Here is a 20,706-nt window from a genome sequence, read left to right on the forward strand (position 1 = left end):
AAACGAAACATTCCTGCGACACAGGTTTATCATACTGATGATAGAGTAACCTTGTAGAGGGGCCAGGTCATCACGCTTTCCTCCGCTCTGGACTGGTCCCACGCTGTTACCGCCAGCAAGCTGGCGACAGCTGAGGTCCCAAGTCCCGCTGCGGAAAGCGTGATGCCCTGGCCCAGAGGGTTTTTTGCTGATTGTTACTCCCTTTGGAATAGGTTGGAACAACTTCCTTCTATACGCAACTACCTATTGTATTTGCATTTGCAATAGGCCAAAACGCAGTCACAACCAGCAAGATGTACCTGGGTCAGGCGTTATGACTTCCTGGAGAGAGGACTTCAGACCTCAGCCATCGGCAGCTTGCTGCCGCTCATGGCGTGGGATGAGTCCGTTCGGAAGGAAATCATAACGCCAGACCCCACCACAAGGTAGCTATTTTCGTGTCAACCAGTCATGCCCGGCCGGTTACAGCCAAAGATGAAAAAAGCTGCCAAATGAAAGGACCCGTGCCACCGCGTGCCATCTTGTATCCATCCTAAAAAAGGAAACAGGCACCATAACGTAGAATAAACTCTATATAGAAAAGTGAACACAATTGCAGAAAACAACAAAGCTTTGCATAGATAGAACAGACGCTGGCGAAGATGGTAATAAAAAGACTGGTGAAAAGTGAGGCGATTCCATGGCTTCTGTCCCACAATGGTTTCAGTCAGCCATTCTATACCAGATCTATCCTCGTGTGCATGGATTTCGGGAAGGCCGCTTTGGAACTTTTGTAGATATTGAGCATGATCTCGAGCGCATCCAAAAGCTTGGCGCCAACACAATTTGGTTGATGCCCATTCAACCTTTGGGAGAGGTAAACCGCAAAGGCCTTTCAGGTTCGCCCTACGCCATTCGCGATTATAAAGGCATTAGCCCTGACTTGGTTGCTTGTGACAGAAAAGAAGATAAGACGGCAGAAGAAGTAGAGGCGCTGGGGAAAGAACAATTTCGATCCCTTGTTCAAGCAGCGCACCAACGAGGAATCCGTGTCCTCATGGACTTTGTTGGCAATCATTGCGCCCCTGACAATGTGCTACTTGATCCTGCCAACCCACCAGAGCGAGGGGGCTATCATCCTGAATGGTTTCTCTGGGAACCCGATCGAGACATCCCGCTAGCGCCGGAGCCAGAGTGGTGGGATACCGTAGACCTCAACTATGGCATTGCTGTTCCCGGTAAGCCCAACTATCATCGACTTTATCATCAGGTAGATAAAGACAAGACAGCGCTGTGGACTTATATGATTTCTGTGTTAACGTATTGGGTTGAAGAGTTTGATATTGATGGTTACCGATGCGATTTTGCCCACTGGGTTCCTCTAGAATTCTGGCGAGATGCCATTGGGCAAGTCAAGGCTATCAAGAAAGATGTTGTTTTTTTCGCAGAAGCTTATGATCGCCTGAAAGAGCTTTTAGAAAGTGGCTTTGATGCAACCTACGCTTTTGATATATACAATCAACTCAAAAGCCTTCATCATGAAGTGCGAAGCAATGATCCCTACTTTGAAGTGCCTTTTATCAAAGATAAGATCTACTGGGAAGCCAATTACTACGGTGAGCGCTACATGATGGTGCGATACACAGAAAACCACGATGAAATCCGCAGTGTTGTCATGTACGGTGGAGAAGAGCGGAGTAAACCACCTTTTTTACTGGCCCTCACCTTGCCAGGTGTTCCGTTGCTTTATGCGGGACAAGAAGCAGGTGCTGTGATCCGACCTCCTCTTTTTGAAGGCAATTTTGGTGAAGAAGCCTTTCAAAGCATTGATTTTCAAGGCAACGAGGCTCTAACAGCTTGGTATGAGAAAGTATTGGCTCTCCGTCAAAGCAAAGGGTGCTTCCACGGGGGAGAGACTTCTTTTCTCATTCCTAACAACCGCAAAATGGTTAGCTATCTCCGTCGCAAAGGCGAGGATATGATCATTGTGCTTATTAACTTTGCTTTTGATAGCCCTTCAGAAGAAGTGGAATTCGATCTGCCTGGGATTGTTCTTCAATCTTGCTGGGACAGAGGCGGTCAGCTCGTGGATATACTAGAAGGGCAAGTGAAAGTTCAAATTGGTTCCCATACGGTAGCCCAACGGGTGGCTTTTTCGCTAAAGCCTCTTCAATCTTTGTTACTGGAAGTGAGGAAAGGCTGATGAACAAACTGTGGAAAGACCGTCGAAGCGGTATCTTGCTTCATCCCACATCCTTGCCAGGCAAAAACTATGTAGGCGATCTAGGCCCAGAAGCCTATCGCTTTATTGATTTTTTACGAGCTTGCGGACAGTCTTTGTGGCAGATCCTTCCTTTTGGACCTACCGGTTACGGTGACTCTCCCTACTCCGCCTTTTCCGCTTTTGCAGGCAACCCCCTGCTGATTAGTCCTGAAATCCTCTTTCGGCAAGGTTTACTTACCTATGATGAACTGCCTCCTGTACAGACTACAACGATCGAAAAAGTTCACTTTGGTAAAGCCAAAGAGTACAACGAAAAAATGCTACAGAAAGCCTATGAGCGCTTCAAAAGAAAGAAAGAGCTCCAACAGCCTTTTGAAACTTTTTGTGCCCAACAGAGCCGGTGGCTAGAAAACTACGTTCTCTACCAAGCAATCAAAGAAAGACAAGGAAACGTAGACTGGACTCGTTGGGAAGAAAAGTATGCCAAAGCCGATCCTCAGGCTTTAGAAGAAGCCAGAGTACATCTGTCTGAGGCCATGGCCTTTCATCGTTTTGTTCAATACCTTTTCTTTGATCAATGGAAGGCCTTAAAAGCCTACGGCAATCGCAAAGGCGTCCAATTTATCGGCGATATGCCCATCTATGTAGCTTGGGATAGCGCTGATACCTGGGGGAATCGAGAGTTATTTTCTCTCAATGAATTTGGTATTCCAAATGAAGTTGGTGGCGTACCACCTGACTACTTTAGTGAGACAGGACAGCTCTGGGGCAATCCTGTCTATGACTGGGAATATCAGAAGTCAACAGGATTTTCCTGGTGGATCCATCGTTTTCAACACACTTTAGCAATGGTAGACTATGTACGAGTGGACCACTTTCGTGGATTTGAAGCTTATTGGGCTGTTCCTTATGGAGAAGAAACAGCCATTCGTGGTCAGTGGAAAAAAGCGCCCGGCGAAGAGCTTTTTACAGCGTTAGCGAAGGCTCTTGGACCGGAGCCATTGCCTATCATCGCCGAAGACTTAGGCGTTATTACGCCAGAAGTGATCGCATTGCGCGATAAGTTTTCTTTTCCAGGCTTGAAAATATTGCAATTTGCCTTTGATTCCAAAGAAGAAAATGATTTTCTGCCTTTCCGGTATGCTCAGAATTACGTGGTCTACACAGGGACACACGACAATGACACGAACATGGGTTGGTTTGAGAAAGCTTCCCCGGAAGATCAAGAATATTCTCTGCGTTATATGAACAGCAATCATGCGCAGATAAGCTGGGACTTTATTCGTCTAGCCCTCTCCACAGTGGCGCATAGCGCCATTATTCCCATGCAAGATATTTTGTCTCTCGGTAGTGAAGCTCGCATGAACTACCCTGGTACGGCAGAAGGCAATTGGAGTTGGCGATTTCAATGGCATCAACTGACAGAAGATGCCCTTTTAGAACTTGGAATGTTGACCAAACTCTATGGTCGCTGGTATAAGGAAGAAGGGAGTGATCAGGCTGTCAGGCAGGAAGAGGACAGCGATCGCCATTGATCTTGGTGGCACATCTATCAAAGGTGCTCTCATTGACGAAAAAGGTGCCATTTTAGTCAAAAAAAGCCTTCCAACAGAAGCAGATAAAGGCTATGAAGTCGTACGGCAAAATGTTCTTACACTTATAGAATTTTTTCAAGACAAGAAAAGTGAAGAAAAGGCTTCATTAGAAGGCATCGGCCTGGGTGTCCCTGGTACCATTGACCCCAGGTCTCCTCACGTTGTCACTTTTGCCCCCAATTTGCATTGGCGCAATGTCCCCATTGGCAGCGATTTGGCTGAACAAACGAAGCTACCCGTTTTCATGGAAAATGACGCCAATCTTGCTGCTTGTGGAGAATACTGGAAAGGTTCGGGCCAAGGTGCCGCTTCCATGGCCTTAATCACCCTTGGCACAGGCGTTGGCTGTGGCCTCATCTTAGATCACCAATTGTACCGAGGTAGCAAAGGTGCAGCTGGTGAAATCGGTCATCTTGTACTCGTTCCTGACGGTCCTCTTTGCAACTGCGGCCGCAAAGGATGCTTAGAAGCGCTGGTCGGAGCACCTGCGATCGTAGCGATGGCTCAAAAGCACCTTGCCTTGGAACGGAGTGGATTTTTAGCAACTGTAGAAGGACCCTTGGAGGCACGTCATGTTTTTGACGGAGCTCGTCAAAAAGATCCCATGGCGCTGTCTATGGTACAGCAAGTGGCAGGCTATCTCGGATGGGGTCTTGCCCTTTTGCTGAATTTACTTAATTTAGAACGTATTCTCATTGGTGGAGGTATGGCCCAAGCTGGGGATGTACTTTTCAATCCCTTGCGTGATATGGTAAAGCAAAGAGCTTTGCCGGCAGCAATAGAGAGCTGCGAAATACAAGGAGCCATCCTGGGCAATGATGCCGGTATCATGGGTGCCGCAGCCCAAGTCTTCCAAAGCGTTGAGAAAGTGGGCGATCAATAGTGGGAGGGAATCACTTTCGCAGTGTAAATAAAGTTCTTTTGCTGGTCATTGATGGCATGGATTGCGTCAACTTAACAATGGCCCATACGCCGATTATGGATGGAATTCACGGCAAAACAGCCGTCGGCGTAGCCCATACAGAAGTGCTGGGAGCGGGCGCTGCTATCACCCCAATCGCCCATGCTATGATGGGCACAGGCTATAACGTCATAGCCCATCGACCCGGTAAGGTGGCTACGGGCAGGCCTTATGACTATCACGGTGCACCTGTAGAAACTGTTGGTGAAGTGGCTCGAGAAGCAGGCTTGCTTACAGCGGCTGTCGGGAAAAATGAAGCGGCCATTGTTCTTGGTGGTTCTGACCAAGTTGATTTACGTCGTCTAGAGATGGATGGTGTCGATGGCAGTGATGATCAGGTGCTATCCCGCGAAATTTTGCATATCCTAGATCAAATGGATAGCGGCATACTTGTTGCCAACTATGCTGCTGTTGATATGATGGGACACAGAAAGAATGTCAGCTTGCTGATTGAATCAGTAGAAAAAGCCGATGCCCTCGTCGGAAAATTACTAGAATCTGTTGATCTGGAAAAAACGCTTCTAATCATAACAGCTGATCATGGTACCAATCCTTACACTGGCAACCACAATACGGCACCAACACCGATATGTTTAATCACAGGGCAAATCAAAGGCCGTCAAAACCTAGGTGTTGTTCATAATTTAGAGATTGCACCAACCATCACGTCAGCTCTTGGACTCCGCAGGCCCAAGCAGGCTTTTGGACGCAATCTCTTACCTCTAGCATTCGGTGAAAAAACAGAGTATTCTTATCACATACAACTGGAAGAACAATTGGAAGAACTATATCGACTCGATCAACCGAGACATCTACAGCAACATACTTAAAATATCCGAGCTGTTAGAAAGGAGGTGCCGGTTTTGGAAAAAAGGCTCGACAACACCATTGATGTCGTTATAATTACCGGCCTCTCCGGGGCGGGAAAAAGTCAAGCCATCCGAGTGATGGAAGACTTGGGCTTTTTTTGTGTTGACAATCTTCCGCCCAATTTGCTTCCGAAATTTGGAGAACTGATCGTACAGTCTACTGGAAAGATCAAAAAAATTGCCCTTGTCATCGATATTCGTGGCAGGGAATTTTTCAGCTCTTTAAACGAAGGTCTCGATGAACTGAAACAGCAAGGATTGCGCATAGAAATTTTCTTTTTAGAAGCTTCCGATGAGACGTTAATTCGACGATTTAAAGAATCAAGGCGTCGCCATCCCCTTTCAGAAAGCGGTCGTATTCTTGATGGAATTCAACTAGAGCGGAGAATCTTGTCAGACTTACGCGGTCGAGCCAATCGCATTATTGATACAACGGATTTGTCTGTACAGAACTTGCGCAATCAAATTGTAGAACTTTTTGCGCAAGAAGAAAAAAAAGGTACGATGAAGATTACTTTTATGTCTTTTGGCTTCAAGTATGGCGTTCCTCGCGATGTCGATTTGCTCATGGATGTACGCTTCTTACCCAATCCCCACTATATTCCTGAATTACGACCTCTCACAGGCAACGATGAGCCTGTTCAGACCTATGTTATGCAGTCTCAAGCAACACGCCTTTTTTTGCGCAAATTCTACTCTCTTTTGCGTTTTCTGATCCCTCATTACGTCAAAGAAGGGAAAAGTCATCTTGCCATCGCCATCGGCTGTACAGGTGGCAAACATCGCTCCGTCACGCTGACCAATCGCCTCGCCAAAGTTCTTGCCAAACACAACTACTCGCTAACGATAAAGCATAGAGATATCGAAAAAGATCGCGAGCGAGGAGGCGATGAGAGATCGTAAAATGGGCAATGTGGCTCTATCCAGGCTTGAAAGTAAAACGTTGGATGGCCCTTTCTTTTATCGGGATCTTTCTAGCTGGTGCTAGCGCCTCCTTGTTTTTTGAAGGCCCTTTTTTTGGCTATATAGAGAGCTTAATTCTTCAACTGACCCAGCATCTCGGCCCAAATGCATTAACGCTGGTCAGCCTGCTTCTATTTGGAAGTGGACTTTTTCTGCATATTTTTGGCTTTATTCGGATGGTTCGATCGATTTACCAGGCTTTGGCGCCCGAAAAAGAGCGAAAGTTGGTGGAAGTGCTTTACCGGCGACGATCTTTAGAGCGGGGCCCGAAGCTTGTCGTCATCGGTGGTGGCACAGGCTTGTCTGTCCTGCTTCGAGGCTTGAAGGAATACACCTCCAACATTACGGCCATCGTTACCGTTTCCGATGATGGTGGAAGCTCCGGCCGCCTGCGCGATGATTTGGGTATCGTAGCGCCTGGTGACATTCGCAACTGCCTCGTTGCTTTGGCTGACACTGAATCAGAGATGGATCAGGTCCTTAACTATCGTTTTACCCAGGGAGAAACGCTAGCCGGCCACAACCTGGGCAACCTGCTTTTAGCAGGCGCTGCTCATTCAGCCGGTAGTTTTGAAAAAGCAGTTGCTTTGATCAGCAACGTTTTGGCTGTTCGAGGTCAGGTCTTACCTTCCACTTTATCGAATGTAACCCTTTGTGCGCTTTTGCAAGATGGGCGCTATATTCGAGGAGAAACAGCCATTACGTCTGTTGACGGTGCCATTCGATCTGTTTTTTTAGATCCAGAAGACTGTCAACCCCTGCCCCAGACATTGGCAGCCATCGAGGAAGCCGATGCTATCATCATTGGGCCAGGCAGTTTGTATACAAGCTTATTGCCGAACTTGCTCGTACAAGGCATCGCTGAAAGCTTAGGCGCCGCAGAAGCTCCTAAAATCTATGTATGTAATGTCATGACCCAACCAGGAGAAACGGATGGGTACCGAGCCTCTCAACATCTACAAGCCATCAATCAGCATTGCCGCAGCAATATTATCGATCATATCATTGTAAACAGAGAGAAAATCCCCCATCAACTCTTGCGCAAGTATGAAAAAAAGGGGCAGAAGCCTGTTGCCGTTGATTATAAAAACCTAGAAAGGCAGGGATGTCAAGTTGTACAAGCCAAACTGATTAACATAGAAAACCTCGTTCGTCATGATCCCGTGAGGCTTTCACAAACGATTATGGACCTGGTGATGAAAGAAAAAGAGCAACAAAAAGGAATCCACTGGATCGATCTTTTACTATTTAAACGCAAACGCTCTCGCTCCTATACAACCTAATAGAGCATATACTCAGGGCAAAGGCTGCGCGAAGGAGTGAGGCCCTCTGTCTTTTTCAGTACAAACCAAAGAAGAACTGGCACGCGTTGATGTACGTCGTCGCTGTTGCCAATTGGCCGAACTGGCTGCTCTCTTTCGAATGGATGGCTCATTGCAAATCAGCGGTGAACATGGCTTGTCTTTAACCGTTTCCACGGAAAGTGCCAGTGTAGCGCGAAAAATATTTCGCTTGATTAAGAATGTCTTTTCTCTCCAGACTCAAATCATGGTGCGGCGCAAAAGAAGGCTGAAGAAAAGCAACGTCTATGTCATTTCCATGCCGGCACGAATTGAAAAACAAGATATTCTACAAGCTTTGGGGATTATTGATCAAAAAGGAAATTTTAATTTTGAGCCTCGAGAAGACTTGTTAAAACGGCAGTGCTGCCGTCGAGCTTACCTACGAGGTGCTTTCTTAGGTGGTGGTTCCGTCAACAGTCCGGAAGGCACCTATCATCTTGAAATCATCACCAATGATGAAAGCCATGCAGAAAGAATTCAGGAACTGCTACAACGTTTTCAGTTATCGGCCAAAGTAAGTTGCCGCAAAGGCTGGTATATCGTTTATCTCAAAGAAAGCGATCAAATCGTAGAAATGCTCAGCATCATCGGAGCACACAGCGCATTGCTCAACTTCGAAAATGTACGCATTGTCAAAGGCATGCGCAATCAAGTTAATCGTCTCGTCAACTGTGAAACAGCCAATCTTAACAAAACAGTTAACGCTGCCTTACGCCAAGTTGAAGCCATTCAATTTCTGAGTCGCCATGTGGGCTTAGACAAATTGTCAGCGCCCTTAAAAGAAATTGCAGAAGTTCGCTTGCAATATCCCGATGTAAGCTTGAAAGAGCTTGGAGAAATGCTTTCTCCGCCTGTGGGCAAATCAGGTGTCAACCATAGACTGCGTAAGTTAGAAAAAATGGTTGAAACTATGAAAGAAGGCAAAGTCTAGCCTATAAAATAAAAAAGCTTGTTATGAAAGTGGATCGGGTGGAATATAATAATAGAGTCTTTACCATGAAAAAAATTTTTTTACGCCTTTCACGATTAAAGATCTGTTATAAGTCCATAAATCCCCACGCATTGGAAGGATTTATGTGAGCCATGTGGAATAGACTAAACAAGTGAAAAATATGTAAAGAATGCGAAGAAAACTTCGCATTCCCGTAATGTTAAGAGGAGGATTTTGCAACATGACTGTCCGTGTGGGGATTAATGGATTCGGCCGTATAGGTCGTCTTGTGGCAAGAATAGCTTTGGAGCGCGATGATATTCAGGTTGTGGCCATCAATGACTTGACGGATGCGAAAACGAATGCCCATCTTCTAAAATACGACTCTGTCCATGGAACTGTACCAGGGAACGTTACGATTACTGAGCAAGGTTTTGAGATTAACGGACAAGTCATTCAAGTCTTCGCAGAAAAAGACCCTGCTTCGATACCCTGGGGCAAAGTGGGCGCAGACATTGTTATTGAGTGTACGGGTGTATTCACCGATGCCAATAAAGCGAAAGCGCACCTCGAAGGAGGCGCCAAAAAAGTTATTATCTCTGCACCTGGCAAAAACGAAGACAAGACTATCGTCCTCGGTGTGAACGAAAATGAATACAATCCCGCTACCGATCACATTGTCTCCAATGCTTCTTGCACGACCAATTGCTTGGCACCCGTCGTGAAAGTACTTGATGATCACTTTGACGTTGTCAAAGGCTTAATGACAACGGTTCATGCCTATACGAATGATCAAAAAATTCTCGATCAGACTCATAAAGATTTGCGCAGAGCTCGAGCTGCAGGCATGTCAATCATTCCTACCTCGACCGGTGCTGCCAAAGCCATCGGCAAAGTGATTCCCAAGCTTGATGGCAAGCTCAACGGCTTCGCGATGCGTGTACCAACACCAAACGTTTCTGTCATTGACCTTGTTGTTAACGTGAAGAAACCAACTACCGCCGAAGAAGTGAACGGAATTCTCAAAGCAGCCGCAGAGGGTCCTTTGAAAGGAACTCTATCTTACACAGAATTGCCGCTCGTATCTCGCGACTTTAATGGTATGGTAGAGTCATCGGCTATTGATGGACTCTCTACCTTGGTTATGGATGGCGATATGATCAAAGTGTTGGCTTGGTATGACAATGAGTATGGCTACTCTTGCCGACTCGTTGATCTGGCTGCATATATGGTGCAAAAAGGACTGTAATATCAAAATGTACCCACTAGACTCCCTCTCACCTTGAGCGGGAGTCTTCTTGGGTGCACGGAATTAATAAATAAGATAGAGATATAGGAGGGACCAGGGGCGTGCAGAAAAAAAGTGTTCGCGATATGGATGTAAAAGACAAAGCGGTTCTTGTACGCGTAGACTTTAACGTACCTTTGGATGAAAAGGGTGTCATTACAGACGATACTCGTATTCGTGCTTCCCTTCCGACCATTCAATATTTACTTGCAGAAAAGGCGAAGGTTATCCTCGTCTCTCATTTTGGTCGACCAAAAGGGAAAGTAAATGAAAGAGAAAGGCTGACACCAGCAGCAGAACACCTAGCAAAGCTAATAGGTCAGCCTGTAAAAAAACTTGACGATTGCATAGGCCCAGAAGTTGAAGCAACTGTTCAAGCAATGACATCGGGCGACGTTATCCTCTTAGAAAACGTACGCTTTCACGCAGAAGAAGAAAAAAATGACCAAGAGTTTGCGCAAAAGCTGGCTTCTTTAGCAGATATTTATGTCAATGATGCTTTTGGCACAGCCCATAGAGCCCATGCATCTACAGCGGGCGTGGCTCAGTTTATTCCTGCTGCTGCAGGCTTTTTAATGGACCGTGAAATTAGCACCTTAAGCCGCGTCTTAGCAGCTCCGGAGCGCCCTTTTGTAGCCATCATGGGCGGCGCCAAAGTGGCCGATAAAATTGGTGTTATTGAGAATTTAATGGAAAAAGTAGATTGCTTAATTATTGGCGGGGGTATGGCCAATACATTTTTCTATGCCCAGGGCCATGAAGTGGGCAAGTCTTTATGTGAAAAAGACAAAGCCGATCTAGCTCTTTCGATCTTAGAAAAAGCAAAAAAAGCAGGCGTCCAGATGCTTTTGCCCGTCGATGTTGTTGTTGCAGAAAAGCTAGACAGCCAGGCAGAGACGAGCGTTTGCGCCATCTCAGACATTCCGGAGAACAAAGCTGCTCTTGACATTGGACCGGAAAGCATCGATGTTTTTGCTCGCACACTGGCAGAGGCGAAAACAGTGCTCTGGAATGGTCCCATGGGCGCTTTTGAAGTTGAGCCTTTTGACCAGGGAACCATTGGTGTAGCCCACGCCGTGGCCAAAGTGCAAGGAGAAAAGATCATTGGTGGAGGCGACTCTGTGGCCGCTGTAGAAAAAGCCGGTCTAAGTGATCAAATGACCCATATCTCTACAGGCGGCGGCGCTTCCTTAAAATTCTTAGAGGGAAAAGCCTTGCCCGGCGTAGTCTCTCTTCATGACAAAGCATAAGCCTTGGCAGTCGAAAGCATTCTATAGTGAAATCCTTCCGGTAAAGTAATCTATAAGAGGTGATCTTTTCATGCGCATTCCCATTCTAGCTGGCAACTGGAAAATGTACATGACGCCCCGTGAAAGCCAAGACATGCTTGCTCAGTTTTTACCTCTTGTAGAAGCTGTAGCCAGTCGAGAAATTGTTCTTTGTCCACCTTACACCGCACTAAGTGCTGTCGGAGAACTCCTTCAAGGCAGCCCTGTGAAGCTAGGCGCTCAGAACATGTACCCGGCTCAAGAAGGTGCCTATACTGGTGAAATTTCACCGAAGATGTTGCAAGCACTGCAATGCAACTATGTAATTATAGGTCACTCGGAAAGAAGACAATATTTTGGCGAAAGCGATACATCGGTCGCCGAAAAAACAAAAGCAGCCTTAGAGAATGGCTTAACACCCATTGTCTGCGTTGGTGAAACCTTAGAGCAACGAGAAGAAGGGCTCACAGAGCCCGTTATTGAGATCCAGATACGAAGAGGACTTGCCTCTATTACTGCAACTCAGTATGAAGCCATCGTTATCGCCTATGAGCCTGTCTGGGCGATTGGGACAGGAAGAACAGCTTCACCGGAAGATGCCCAGCACGTATGTGCTTTTATTCGAACCATCTTAGCATCGTTAGCACCTGCAGAAGCGCAAAAAGTCCGCATTCTTTACGGAGGCAGCGTTAAGCCAGAGAACATCAAAGAGCTGATGAATCAGCCCGATATTGATGGCGCTCTGGTCGGTGGAGCGAGCTTACAAGCAGAATCTTTTTCTCGCATCGTTCGTTTTGAGGAACAATAAGGAAGTGAAACTTCGTTGACAACAGGGCAAAAACCAGTGATGCTCCTCCTTTTAGACGGATGGGGACTGCGTGATGAAGAAGAAGGCAATGCCATCAAAATCGCCTCTCCAGCCACGTACAATCATCTATGGAATCAATATCCCCATACTTCCATTCAAGCCTCAGGAGAGTATGTCGGTCTTCCTGCGGGGCAGATTGGCAACTCTGAAGTGGGACACTTGAACATCGGAGCCGGCCGTGTCGTTTATCAGGAACTAACGCGGATCTTTAAGTCCATTGAAACCAAAGAGATGCAACAAAACGCAGTGCTTTTACAGGCCTTAGATCGTGTGAAAGAGAAAGAATGCACCTTGCATTTTATGGGTCTGCTCTCTGATGGTGGTGTGCACAGTCACATTGATCATCTCTTTGCCATGCTTGATATGGCTGTAGAACGTGGTGTGAAAAAGATAGTTGTTCACGCTTTCTTAGATGGTCGTGATGTACCACCTGCCAATGCTTCTATTTACATTGAAGCTTTGGAGAAAAAACTCCAACAAATCGGCTGCGGTCATATAGGCACAATCAGCGGACGCTACTACGCCATGGATCGAGACAATCGCTGGGAACGAGTGGAAAAAGCGTGGAATGCCCTGGTTCATGGTCAAGGAGAGAAAGCTTTATCTGGCCAGGAAGCTTTGCAAAAAGCTTATGACGAAGGTACAACCGATGAGTTTGCTCTACCGACGGTTCTCGTCGATAAAGATGGTCGAGCCAAAGGCAAGATAGAAAAAGATGACTCGGTGATCTTTTTCAACTTCCGAGCTGATCGAGCGCGGCAATTGACTCGAGCCTTTATCGAAGAATCATTTACGGGCTTTGACAGAGGAACAGAAGATCTAAAAACGCACTTTGTCTGCTTAACACAGTATGATGTAACTTTCGAAGCACCTGTTGCATATATGCCTCAGAATTTGCAGCGCACTTTTGGGGAGATCATTGATCAATCTGGTCTTAGACAGTTGCGAATTGCCGAGACCGAAAAATACGCCCATGTCACCTTCTTCTTTAACGGTGGAGTGGAAGCAGCCAATCGTCTCGAAAAGCGACAGTTGATAGCCTCACCGAAAGTGCCAACCTATGACTTGCAACCATCAATGAGTGCCGAAGAAGTTACGGAACAAGTCCTATCGCATATTCAATCAGGTGACTATGATGTCATTATCATGAACCTGGCCAATCCAGATATGGTAGGGCACACAGGCTTTCTAGAGGCGGCTGTCGAAGCCGTAAAAGCGGTAGACAAAAGCCTAGAAAAGATTTCAAAAGCCATTTTAGAGCAAGATGGTATTCTCATCGTTACATCAGACCATGGCAACGTGGAAATGATGATCGATCCCAATGATGGAGGTCCTCACACCGCTCACACAACCAACCCTGTTCCTGTCATTCTGGTAAGTCAGCAACATAAAGGTAGAAAGCTTCGCGCTACAGGTGCTTTAGAAGATATAGCACCTACGATGCTAGAGTTACTGGGACTCCCGATTCCACGTGAAATGACGGGACGATCGCTTCTAGAATCATAATCAACGCCCTGTTAAAAGACAGGCCCCATAATCATTATAGTAAAAGCAAGTAACCAGGAGGAATGACAATCATGTCTATTATTACAGAAGTCTATGCACGAGAAATTCTCGACTCACGAGGCAATCCCACCGTCGAAGTGGATGTCTATCTAGAAGATGGTACCATGGGTCGCGCTGCCGTTCCTTCAGGCGCTTCCACAGGTGCTTACGAAGCTGTTGAATTGCGTGATGGCGATAAAGATCGCTACCTCGGCAAAGGTGTAAAAAGTGCCGTCGATAATGTCAACACAGCGATTGCACCAGAGCTAATCGGTTTTGATGTAACAACACAAATGGAAATTGACGCCATGCTTATTGAATTAGACGGCAGCCCCAACAAAAGTCGCCTTGGCGCCAATGCATTGCTCGGCGTATCCATGGCTTGCGCCAAAGCAGCAGCCCAGTACGTAGGGCTACCCCTGTATCAATACCTCGGTGGCGTCTTTGCCCGTGAACTACCTGTTCCTATGATGAACATCTTAAATGGTGGTCAACATGCTGATAACAACGTAGACATTCAAGAATTTATGGTGATGCCTGTTGGTGCAAGCAGCTTCTCTGAAGGTTTGCGGATGGGAACCGAAGTATTCCATGCTCTGAAAAAAGTCTTAAAGAGCAAAGGATTAAACACAGCCGTCGGCGACGAAGGTGGCTTTGCACCGAACCTCGCTTCCAACGAAGAAGCCTTACAAGTGATTATGGAAGCCATTGAAGCAGCCGGATACAAGCCTGGTACAGACATTCTCCTAGCCCTGGATGCAGCCGCATCAGAATTCTACAAAGAAGGCCAGTATCATCTAGAAGGCGAAGGCAAAGTAAAAAGCGCAGCCGAGATGGTTGATTTCTACGAAGATCTAGTCAATCGTTACCCCATCATTTCGATTGAAGACGGTCTCAACGAAGATGATTGGGATGGATGGCGCTTGCTTACAGAGCGCATTGGCCAGCGCGTCCAGCTCGTTGGAGACGATCTTTTCGTTACCAACACAGAAAAACTGAGCCAGGGCATTGAAAATGGTATTGCCAACTCCATCTTGATTAAAGTCAATCAGATTGGAACGATTACAGAAACATTAGCAGCCATTGAAATGGCTCGTCGCGCCGGTTACAGTGCCGTCATCTCACACCGCTCCGGTGAAACAGAAGACGCTACCATTGCTGATCTAGCCGTTGCCGTCAATGCAGGTCAGATTAAGACGGGTGCACCTTCAAGAACAGATCGTGTTGCCAAATACAATCAACTGCTGCGCATCGAAGAAGAGCTAGACGAAACAGCGACCTATCGCGGCAAAGGCACTTTCTTTAACCTACGCTAAGGCAAGAAATTTCTAAGGCGGAAAACCTCTATCAGAATGCCAGAAAAAGCGAGAGGTACCCCAATGTACCGATACTATTGCAAGCTCTTAACAGTAAACGATTAAAGATCCGGTTCAGGCCGGATCTTTTTTTGTATGATTATATTGTCTTGGGGATAGCATAATAAGATAAGAGGAATTGGTGAAATATTGCCAGTGGAAGGAAATAATTGCCCTTCACGTCTTAATTATGTTGTCTTTGTCACATCAATATGCTAAAATTCTTTTGTTATCAAGGTGATTATCACCAAGGAGGTGTAAATATATGGCAACCTTTATTATTGCGTTACATGTCATTTCCAGCATTGGTCTTGTTGGCTCCATCGTTGCTCAATCTGGTAAAAGTGCTGGTTTATCAGGCGCCATTGCAGGTGGTGCAGAAACATTTATGGGTGGCAAGAAAAAAGGCTTAGATGACCTACTGGGCAAAGCAACTGTTGTTTTTGCCGTTCTATTTTTGCTCAGTGCATTGGGACTATCCTTGATCTAGGCTTATACAAGATGAACCTAATTCTTTTATAACCAAGAAAGACAACACCGGCTTAGCGTTAAAGACCGGTGTTTTTTCTATAGCTTGAAAAACTATGTTATAATAAGTAGGGGAGAAAGAAAGGGGTAACGATGATGGTAACAGTAGGATTTTTGAATATTGGATTTCCTGAGTTAATGCTTATACTGGTACTTGCTTTAATCGTTTTTGGCCCGAGCAAGCTACCAGAGATAGGCCGAAGCATTGGAAAAGGGCTTACAGAATTTCGCAAAGTAACAGAAGGCGTAAAATCTCAAATGGACGACGCCATGAAACCAGTTAACGATATAAAATCTAGTGTTGACGAAGTGACCAAGCCGATTCAAGAAGTGAAAAAAGCAGCTACCAATCCCGTCAGTTATGCGACAGAAAAGCTCTTAGAAGACAAAGAGGAAGAGAAACAAGAAGGCAAGAAGGTAGACCTAAAGAAAGAATAAATGGCTTAAAGAACAAGAACCTGTAAAGGGTATCAAGGAGACAATGAAATGGCGGAAGGACGAAAAGTCATTTGTGAAAATCGACGAGCTCGTCATGATTACCATATCGAAGAAACTTATGAAGCCGGTATGGTCTTAAAAGGAACAGAAATCAAATCTCTTCGCAGTGGCAAAGGGAATTTGAAAGACTCCTTTGCACGTGTCGTCGATGGAGAAGTCATACTTTATAATATGCATATCAGCCCCTTTGAACAGGGCAATCGCTATAATCACGAACCCTTGCGCAACCGCAAGCTTTTGCTACACAAAAGCGAGATACGGAAGCTTCAAGCAGCGGTCCAACAAAAGGGACTCACCTTAGTCCCACTACGCATCTATTTAAAGCGAGGCATGGCCAAGCTCGAATTGGCCATTGGACGAGGTAAAAAACAATACGACAAACGTCAAGATATTGCCAAAAAAGACGCCCAGCGTGAAATGGCCCGAGCTGTGCGAGAGCGGCAAAAGGGTCTATAAAGAAGGTGCCTGTGTAAGAAGCAGGTACCTTCTTTTTTTTGTGTAGCCAGTACACCGGTACTCTAGAATTCACACTTTCGTGTTCCTAGATTCCAACGTTCCATAGATTGCCTCGCATGCAATGCAAGCATTCTAGAAACTCTATCATTGGATAATATCTATAACCATCTTAAATATTTTTTTTCAAGGGGGCTTTCAGATGACAGTTGGATCTCAGTTAAAAACAACAGTAGCAGGCTTGAAAAGTGCTGTTGGAAGTTTAGAACAATTTGCCTTACAGACGCAAAACAAAAAAGCAAAAGACCTCTTCACCACCTCAGCACAACAGACTCAAACGATTGTCACTCAACTAGAAAGTAGAGTCAAAGAAATTGAACAAGAAGAGCCTCAGTACAAAGGATTCTAGGAAAAAGGACAGGTACACAACACGAAGACCGGATCATAAGTAACGATCCGGTCTACATAGATAGAAAAAAGTGAGGTGCTCTTCTGTGACTGTTAGCAGTCAGGTAAAGCAAACCTTAGCCAGCCTCAAAGGCTCTCGAGCCACTCTGGAAAGTTTTGCCGCCATAGAAGAAAACGAAGTAGCCAAAGCGACATTGACTCGCAATCAAGAAAGACTAGACCAAGTTATCGCTTCTTTTGAAAAACGATTATCAGAACTTGAATTTGAAGAGCCCCAATACAAGGGCTTTTAATATAGATGTTGTCATAAGGAGTATAACTATGCCAGAATGGTTGTTATTTTTTCTACGTAGCGTAGGCGTATTTTTTCTCATTCTATTGCTTCTTCGAATTGTAGGCAAAAAAATGACAGCACAAATGACTTTTTTTGATTTTGTCGTCGCCATTGCCATTGGCGTTATTGCAGCTTCTATTGTCTTAAATATAGGTCAAAATATCACCGGTGCCATCATTGCTTTGTTGGTCTGGACAGGTCTACCCTTGGCCATCTACTTTTTATCAATCAAATACAAAGCTGTACACGATATTGTCTACGGAAAAGAAACAGTCTTAATCAACCATGGCAAAGTGTTAGAAGACAAACTTATGGAAGCGCGCATGACACCGGAAGATCTATTGCGACAGCTTCGACGTAAAAATATTTACAATCTCGCTGATGTAGAGTTTGCTGTTTTAGAACCGACCGGCGACGTCAATGCTTTTTTGACAAAAGCACAGCGACCTTTAACACCCAAAGCGATGGGCATGATCGTGGGACAAGAAAGCGTCCCTCAAACCGTAATCTTAGACGGCATTATTATGGACGAGCCTCTAACCGCGATGGGTCTCAATCGCCACTGGCTCCATGAAGAACTGGAAAAAATCGGTGTAGCACCTGAAAATGTTTTTATTGCCCAAGTAGACTCGTTAGGACAAGTATATATCGATCTATTTGATGATGTTGTGCAAGTACCAAAGCCAAAAACCAAAGAATTGCTCCATGCTATCTTAAGAAAATGTCAAGCTGACTGCGAGCTTTACGCACTATCGACGAACAACCAAGAAGCAAAAAAAATGTATACCCGTTCAGCCGCCATCATGGACACTGTTGTTTCGGAACTAGAGCCGCTTCTAAAAAGGTGAGGTGCTAGCATGTCGAACAAGAAAAAGAAAAAACTAACACCAACACAACAAGAGTATCATGACTTGGCCAAGCTACGAGAGCCGAAACGACCCATTTTGCGCAACTGTCTCTGGGCTTTTTTTGTAGGTGGCACTATATGCCTCATTGGACAATTTGTTTCCAATTTCTTTCTTTGGAACTTTGATTTTAACGAACGAACGGCTGGCGATCCTACTGTTGCTGTCATGATTCTTATCTCAGTCATTCTTACATCGGTGGGTGTTTATGATCATATAGCCCAAAAAGCAGGCGCAGGGACAGCGGTGCCGGTAACTGGCTTTGCCAACTCCATTGCCTCAGCAGCCATCGAACATCGCTCGGAGGGTTATGTGCTCGGATCGGGGAGCAAAATGTTTAAGCTAGCCGGTTCAGTCATTTCCTTTGGTGTTGTAGCTGCCTTTATTATTGCCTTAATTAAAACAACCCTTGCCCTGTTGGAGGATCGTAAAATGTTACAAGGACATCAAACTTGGGTTTTTGACAAAAAGCCAGCTATCCTCTCCACGGGCGTCGTTGGAGGTCCTTTCGAAGCCCGGGGACCGCTGGCAGAAGACTTTTCTTTACTTCATGGCGATATTTACGTAGGGCAAGATAGCTTTGAAAAAGCAGAAAAGAAAATGCTTGAAGAAGCTTGTGAGATTGCCATTCGAGATGCAGGCTTACAAAAAACAGACATTCAGTTTTTCTTTAGTGGAGACTTAATGAACCAGGATATCTCGAGCAGCTTTACAGCTCGCACCTTATCCATTCCCTATCTTGGGATTTTCGGTGCCTGCTCTTCTTCCATGGAAGGATTGGCCATGAGTGCTTTGCTGGTAAATAGCGGTGCGGCCAAATATGTTCTATCTGGCACATCCAGTCATAATGCAGCCGCGGAAAAGCAATTTCGCTACCCAACGGAATACGGTTCTCAAAAGCCACCAACGGCACAATGGACGGTTACAGGTGCTGCCGCCTGTTTACTTGGATCAGAAGGCACAGGACCCAAAGTGACATCCGCTACCATCGGTCGTGTCGTCGATATGGGAATTAGTGATCCCTTTAATATGGGAGCAGCCATGGCACCAGCGGCGGCCGACACCATTACGGCCCATTTTCGTGATCGAAGAATTAAACCGGAAGAGTATGACCTAATTGCAACAGGTGATTTGGCCATTGTAGGTCATACCATTTTACGCGATCTTTTGAAAAAACACCGTATAGACATTCCAGATGAAATTTTTACAGATTGTGGTCTCCTCATTTACGATCGCGAAAAAGATCGTCAAGTCATGGCTGGTGCTAGCGGCTGCGCTTGCTCGGCCACTGTCACCTATGGTCATATCTTAAACAGAATGAAAAAAGGAGAACTGCGAAAAGTTCTTATCGTTGCTACAGGGGCCCTCCTTTCTCCCATCAGTTATCAACAAAAAGAATCGATTCCTTGCATTGCTCATGCTGTCTCAATTGAGTATGAACCATAAAAGGAGAGGTGAGGATGGAGACTTTTTTCTGGGCTTTTGTAGTGGGAGGGCTCATTTGTGTCATTGGTCAATTGATGTTTGATGTAGCCAAGCTCACACCAGCTCATACCATGACCACCCTTGTCGTTGTTGGTGCTGTACTTGGAGGGCTTGGCCTTTATGAACCGCTGATTGACTTTGCAGGCGCTGGTGCTACTGTACCCATTACCAGCTTTGGCAACGCTCTCGTGAAAGGAGCGTTGCAAGAAGCCGAAAGGACAGGCCTAATCGGAATTATTACAGGTATTTTTGAAGTTACCAGCGCCGGTATATCGGCAGCTATCATTTTCGGATTCTTTGCAGCCCTACTTGCCAAGCCAAAAGGGTAGGGAAAACATAGAAGCAGGTGATGGGCATGTCTAGCGATTCAAGAATAGAGAAACGATACAATCTGCAGAAAGTGCCAAAATTGTTCATACTCTCGATTCTTTTCCTTCTAACGTCGATTTTATTTACAGGCTGCGGTATACCTGAAGAAAGAAAAAAAGTAGAGTTCCACTCCAATGTTAGTGGAGACCCTGTACTTTATCATCCTGATATTGTTGAAGATATTAAAAACAAGGCCATGAATGTAAAAGGCGTTAAAGATAGTACTGCTGTAGTCATTGATAAAGACATTTCAACAGCCTTAAAAGTAACGGGCTTTGATCGATTGCGTCTTCGTTCGATACGCAATCAACTCGCAGAAGAAGTCTTAGAAAATTATGAAGGATATCGCATTCATGTTACGACTGACAAAAAAATATTTCACCAAATACGGCAAATAGAAACACAACAAGGGGAACAAGAAGCTATCATCACCCCAGAAATAGAAGCCAAGATTCGCGTAATTAATCATCAGATTGACAAGCTGTAAGTAAAAGAAGGGAACGGTTCTGTTGTAAAGATATAACAGAGCCGTTCCCT

At 45.5% G+C, this 20,706-nt stretch carries 21 protein-coding genes and 1 pseudogene; all 22 read left to right on the forward strand.

All coding sequences use genetic code 11. From position 1 onward, the window contains the following. The first annotated feature begins 679 nt into the window (after positions 1 to 679). The 22 genes and pseudogenes from FTV88_RS00140 (at position 680) to FTV88_RS00240 (ending at position 20,656) form a co-directional block, all read left to right on the forward strand. Positions 680 to 2,182, forward strand: coding sequence for an alpha-amylase family glycosyl hydrolase (locus FTV88_RS00140; RefSeq protein ID WP_153723824.1), 1,503 nt, complete (start codon positions 680 to 682; stop codon positions 2,180 to 2,182). Next, complete coding sequence (gene malQ, locus FTV88_RS00145; RefSeq protein WP_153723825.1) at positions 2,182 to 3,738, forward strand: 4-alpha-glucanotransferase; 1,557 nt, start codon at positions 2,182 to 2,184, stop codon at positions 3,736 to 3,738. Before FTV88_RS00140 ends, malQ begins: the two co-directional genes overlap by 1 nt. Continuing rightward, positions 3,695 to 4,681, forward strand: a complete 987-nt coding sequence (locus FTV88_RS00150; protein ID WP_162007816.1) for an ROK family protein — start codon at positions 3,695 to 3,697, stop codon at positions 4,679 to 4,681. Before malQ ends, FTV88_RS00150 begins: the two co-directional genes overlap by 44 nt. Further along, positions 4,681 to 5,589, forward strand: a complete 909-nt coding sequence (locus tag FTV88_RS00155; RefSeq protein WP_153723827.1) for an alkaline phosphatase family protein — start codon at positions 4,681 to 4,683, stop codon at positions 5,587 to 5,589. The genes FTV88_RS00150 and FTV88_RS00155 overlap by 1 nt, the downstream gene beginning before the upstream one ends. A gap of 33 nt (positions 5,590 to 5,622) precedes the next feature. Continuing rightward, positions 5,623 to 6,531, forward strand: a complete 909-nt coding sequence (gene rapZ, locus FTV88_RS00160; protein ID WP_153723828.1) for an RNase adapter RapZ — start codon at positions 5,623 to 5,625, stop codon at positions 6,529 to 6,531. A 26-nt stretch (positions 6,532 to 6,557) separates the two neighbouring features. Further along, positions 6,558 to 7,874, forward strand: coding sequence for a gluconeogenesis factor YvcK family protein (locus FTV88_RS00165; RefSeq protein WP_243137209.1), 1,317 nt, complete (start codon positions 6,558 to 6,560; stop codon positions 7,872 to 7,874). Between the two features lie 46 nt (positions 7,875 to 7,920). Next, on the forward strand, positions 7,921 to 8,865 hold the full coding sequence (gene whiA / locus FTV88_RS00170; RefSeq protein WP_153723829.1) for a DNA-binding protein WhiA: 945 nt from the start codon (positions 7,921 to 7,923) through the stop codon (positions 8,863 to 8,865). Positions 8,866 to 9,106: 241 nt separating this feature from the next. Further along, positions 9,107 to 10,114 (forward strand): type I glyceraldehyde-3-phosphate dehydrogenase, encoded by a 1,008-nt coding sequence (gene gap / locus FTV88_RS00175; protein WP_153723830.1) that lies wholly within the window; start codon positions 9,107 to 9,109, stop codon positions 10,112 to 10,114. A 101-nt stretch (positions 10,115 to 10,215) separates the two neighbouring features. Beyond that, positions 10,216 to 11,403: a phosphoglycerate kinase gene (locus FTV88_RS00180; RefSeq protein ID WP_153723831.1), complete on the forward strand. Its 1,188-nt coding sequence runs from the start codon at positions 10,216 to 10,218 to the stop codon at positions 11,401 to 11,403. Between the two features lie 70 nt (positions 11,404 to 11,473). Beyond that, positions 11,474 to 12,229, forward strand: coding sequence for a triose-phosphate isomerase (gene tpiA, locus FTV88_RS00185; protein WP_153723832.1), 756 nt, complete (start codon positions 11,474 to 11,476; stop codon positions 12,227 to 12,229). A 39-nt stretch (positions 12,230 to 12,268) separates the two neighbouring features. Beyond that, a complete protein-coding gene (gene gpmI / locus FTV88_RS00190; RefSeq protein WP_243137417.1) occupies positions 12,269 to 13,795 on the forward strand; it encodes a 2,3-bisphosphoglycerate-independent phosphoglycerate mutase in 1,527 nt (508 codons plus the stop codon). A gap of 71 nt (positions 13,796 to 13,866) precedes the next feature. Next, a complete protein-coding gene (gene eno / locus FTV88_RS00195; RefSeq protein WP_153723834.1) occupies positions 13,867 to 15,150 on the forward strand; it encodes a phosphopyruvate hydratase in 1,284 nt (427 codons plus the stop codon). A gap of 304 nt (positions 15,151 to 15,454) precedes the next feature. Continuing rightward, the gene (gene secG, locus FTV88_RS00200; protein WP_153723835.1) at positions 15,455 to 15,679 is read left to right on the forward strand and encodes a preprotein translocase subunit SecG; all 225 of its coding nucleotides are present in this window, start codon (positions 15,455 to 15,457) and stop codon (positions 15,677 to 15,679) included. A 131-nt stretch (positions 15,680 to 15,810) separates the two neighbouring features. Further along, complete coding sequence (gene tatB, locus FTV88_RS00205) at positions 15,811 to 16,155, forward strand: Sec-independent protein translocase protein TatB (protein ID WP_243137211.1); 345 nt, start codon at positions 15,811 to 15,813, stop codon at positions 16,153 to 16,155. A 48-nt stretch (positions 16,156 to 16,203) separates the two neighbouring features. Continuing rightward, on the forward strand, positions 16,204 to 16,671 hold the full coding sequence (gene smpB / locus FTV88_RS00210) for an SsrA-binding protein SmpB (protein ID WP_153723836.1): 468 nt from the start codon (positions 16,204 to 16,206) through the stop codon (positions 16,669 to 16,671). A 199-nt stretch (positions 16,672 to 16,870) separates the two neighbouring features. Further along, the gene (locus FTV88_RS00215) at positions 16,871 to 17,077 is read left to right on the forward strand and encodes a DUF1657 domain-containing protein (protein WP_153723837.1); all 207 of its coding nucleotides are present in this window, start codon (positions 16,871 to 16,873) and stop codon (positions 17,075 to 17,077) included. 85 nt (positions 17,078 to 17,162) lie between these two features. Then, the gene (locus FTV88_RS00220; RefSeq protein ID WP_153723838.1) at positions 17,163 to 17,369 is read left to right on the forward strand and encodes a DUF1657 domain-containing protein; all 207 of its coding nucleotides are present in this window, start codon (positions 17,163 to 17,165) and stop codon (positions 17,367 to 17,369) included. A gap of 28 nt (positions 17,370 to 17,397) precedes the next feature. Further along, entirely contained in the window at positions 17,398 to 18,258 is an 861-nt protein-coding gene (locus tag FTV88_RS00225) for a DUF421 domain-containing protein (protein ID WP_153723839.1), read from the forward strand. 9 nt (positions 18,259 to 18,267) lie between these two features. Then, positions 18,268 to 18,714: pseudogene (gene spoVAC, locus FTV88_RS15725) on the forward strand (stage V sporulation protein AC); the annotation flags it as partial. A gap of 33 nt (positions 18,715 to 18,747) precedes the next feature. Beyond that, a complete protein-coding gene (gene spoVAD, locus FTV88_RS00230; protein WP_170285776.1) occupies positions 18,748 to 19,761 on the forward strand; it encodes a stage V sporulation protein AD in 1,014 nt (337 codons plus the stop codon). A 14-nt stretch (positions 19,762 to 19,775) separates the two neighbouring features. Then, complete coding sequence (gene spoVAE, locus FTV88_RS00235) at positions 19,776 to 20,129, forward strand: stage V sporulation protein AE (protein ID WP_153723841.1); 354 nt, start codon at positions 19,776 to 19,778, stop codon at positions 20,127 to 20,129. 26 nt (positions 20,130 to 20,155) lie between these two features. Next, positions 20,156 to 20,656: a YhcN/YlaJ family sporulation lipoprotein gene (locus FTV88_RS00240; RefSeq protein ID WP_162007817.1), complete on the forward strand. Its 501-nt coding sequence runs from the start codon at positions 20,156 to 20,158 to the stop codon at positions 20,654 to 20,656. The last annotated feature ends 50 nt before the right edge of the window (positions 20,657 to 20,706 follow it).

The sequence above is a fragment of the Heliorestis convoluta genome (assembly GCF_009649955.1).
GTDB classification, from domain to species: Bacteria; Bacillota; Desulfitobacteriia; order Heliobacteriales; family Heliobacteriaceae; genus Heliorestis; species Heliorestis convoluta.

Coding starts and splice junctions, on each gene's coding strand:
- FTV88_RS00225 (WP_153723839.1), top strand. CDS start 17,398: ATGCCAGAATGGTTGTTATTTTTTCTACGTAGCGTAGGCGTATTTTTT.
- FTV88_RS00215 (WP_153723837.1), top strand. CDS start 16,871: ATGACAGTTGGATCTCAGTTAAAAACAACAGTAGCAGGCTTGAAAAGT.
- secG (WP_153723835.1), top strand. CDS start 15,455: ATGGCAACCTTTATTATTGCGTTACATGTCATTTCCAGCATTGGTCTT.
- FTV88_RS00240 (WP_162007817.1), top strand. CDS start 20,156: ATGTCTAGCGATTCAAGAATAGAGAAACGATACAATCTGCAGAAAGTG.
- FTV88_RS00140 (WP_153723824.1), top strand. CDS start 680: ATGGCTTCTGTCCCACAATGGTTTCAGTCAGCCATTCTATACCAGATC.
- spoVAE (WP_153723841.1), top strand. CDS start 19,776: ATGGAGACTTTTTTCTGGGCTTTTGTAGTGGGAGGGCTCATTTGTGTC.
- tpiA (WP_153723832.1), top strand. CDS start 11,474: ATGCGCATTCCCATTCTAGCTGGCAACTGGAAAATGTACATGACGCCC.
- spoVAD (WP_170285776.1), top strand. CDS start 18,748: ATGTTACAAGGACATCAAACTTGGGTTTTTGACAAAAAGCCAGCTATC.
- eno (WP_153723834.1), top strand. CDS start 13,867: ATGTCTATTATTACAGAAGTCTATGCACGAGAAATTCTCGACTCACGA.
- tatB (WP_243137211.1), top strand. CDS start 15,811: ATGATGGTAACAGTAGGATTTTTGAATATTGGATTTCCTGAGTTAATG.
- gap (WP_153723830.1), top strand. CDS start 9,107: ATGACTGTCCGTGTGGGGATTAATGGATTCGGCCGTATAGGTCGTCTT.
- malQ (WP_153723825.1), top strand. CDS start 2,182: ATGAACAAACTGTGGAAAGACCGTCGAAGCGGTATCTTGCTTCATCCC.
- smpB (WP_153723836.1), top strand. CDS start 16,204: ATGGCGGAAGGACGAAAAGTCATTTGTGAAAATCGACGAGCTCGTCAT.
- gpmI (WP_243137417.1), top strand. CDS start 12,269: ATGCTCCTCCTTTTAGACGGATGGGGACTGCGTGATGAAGAAGAAGGC.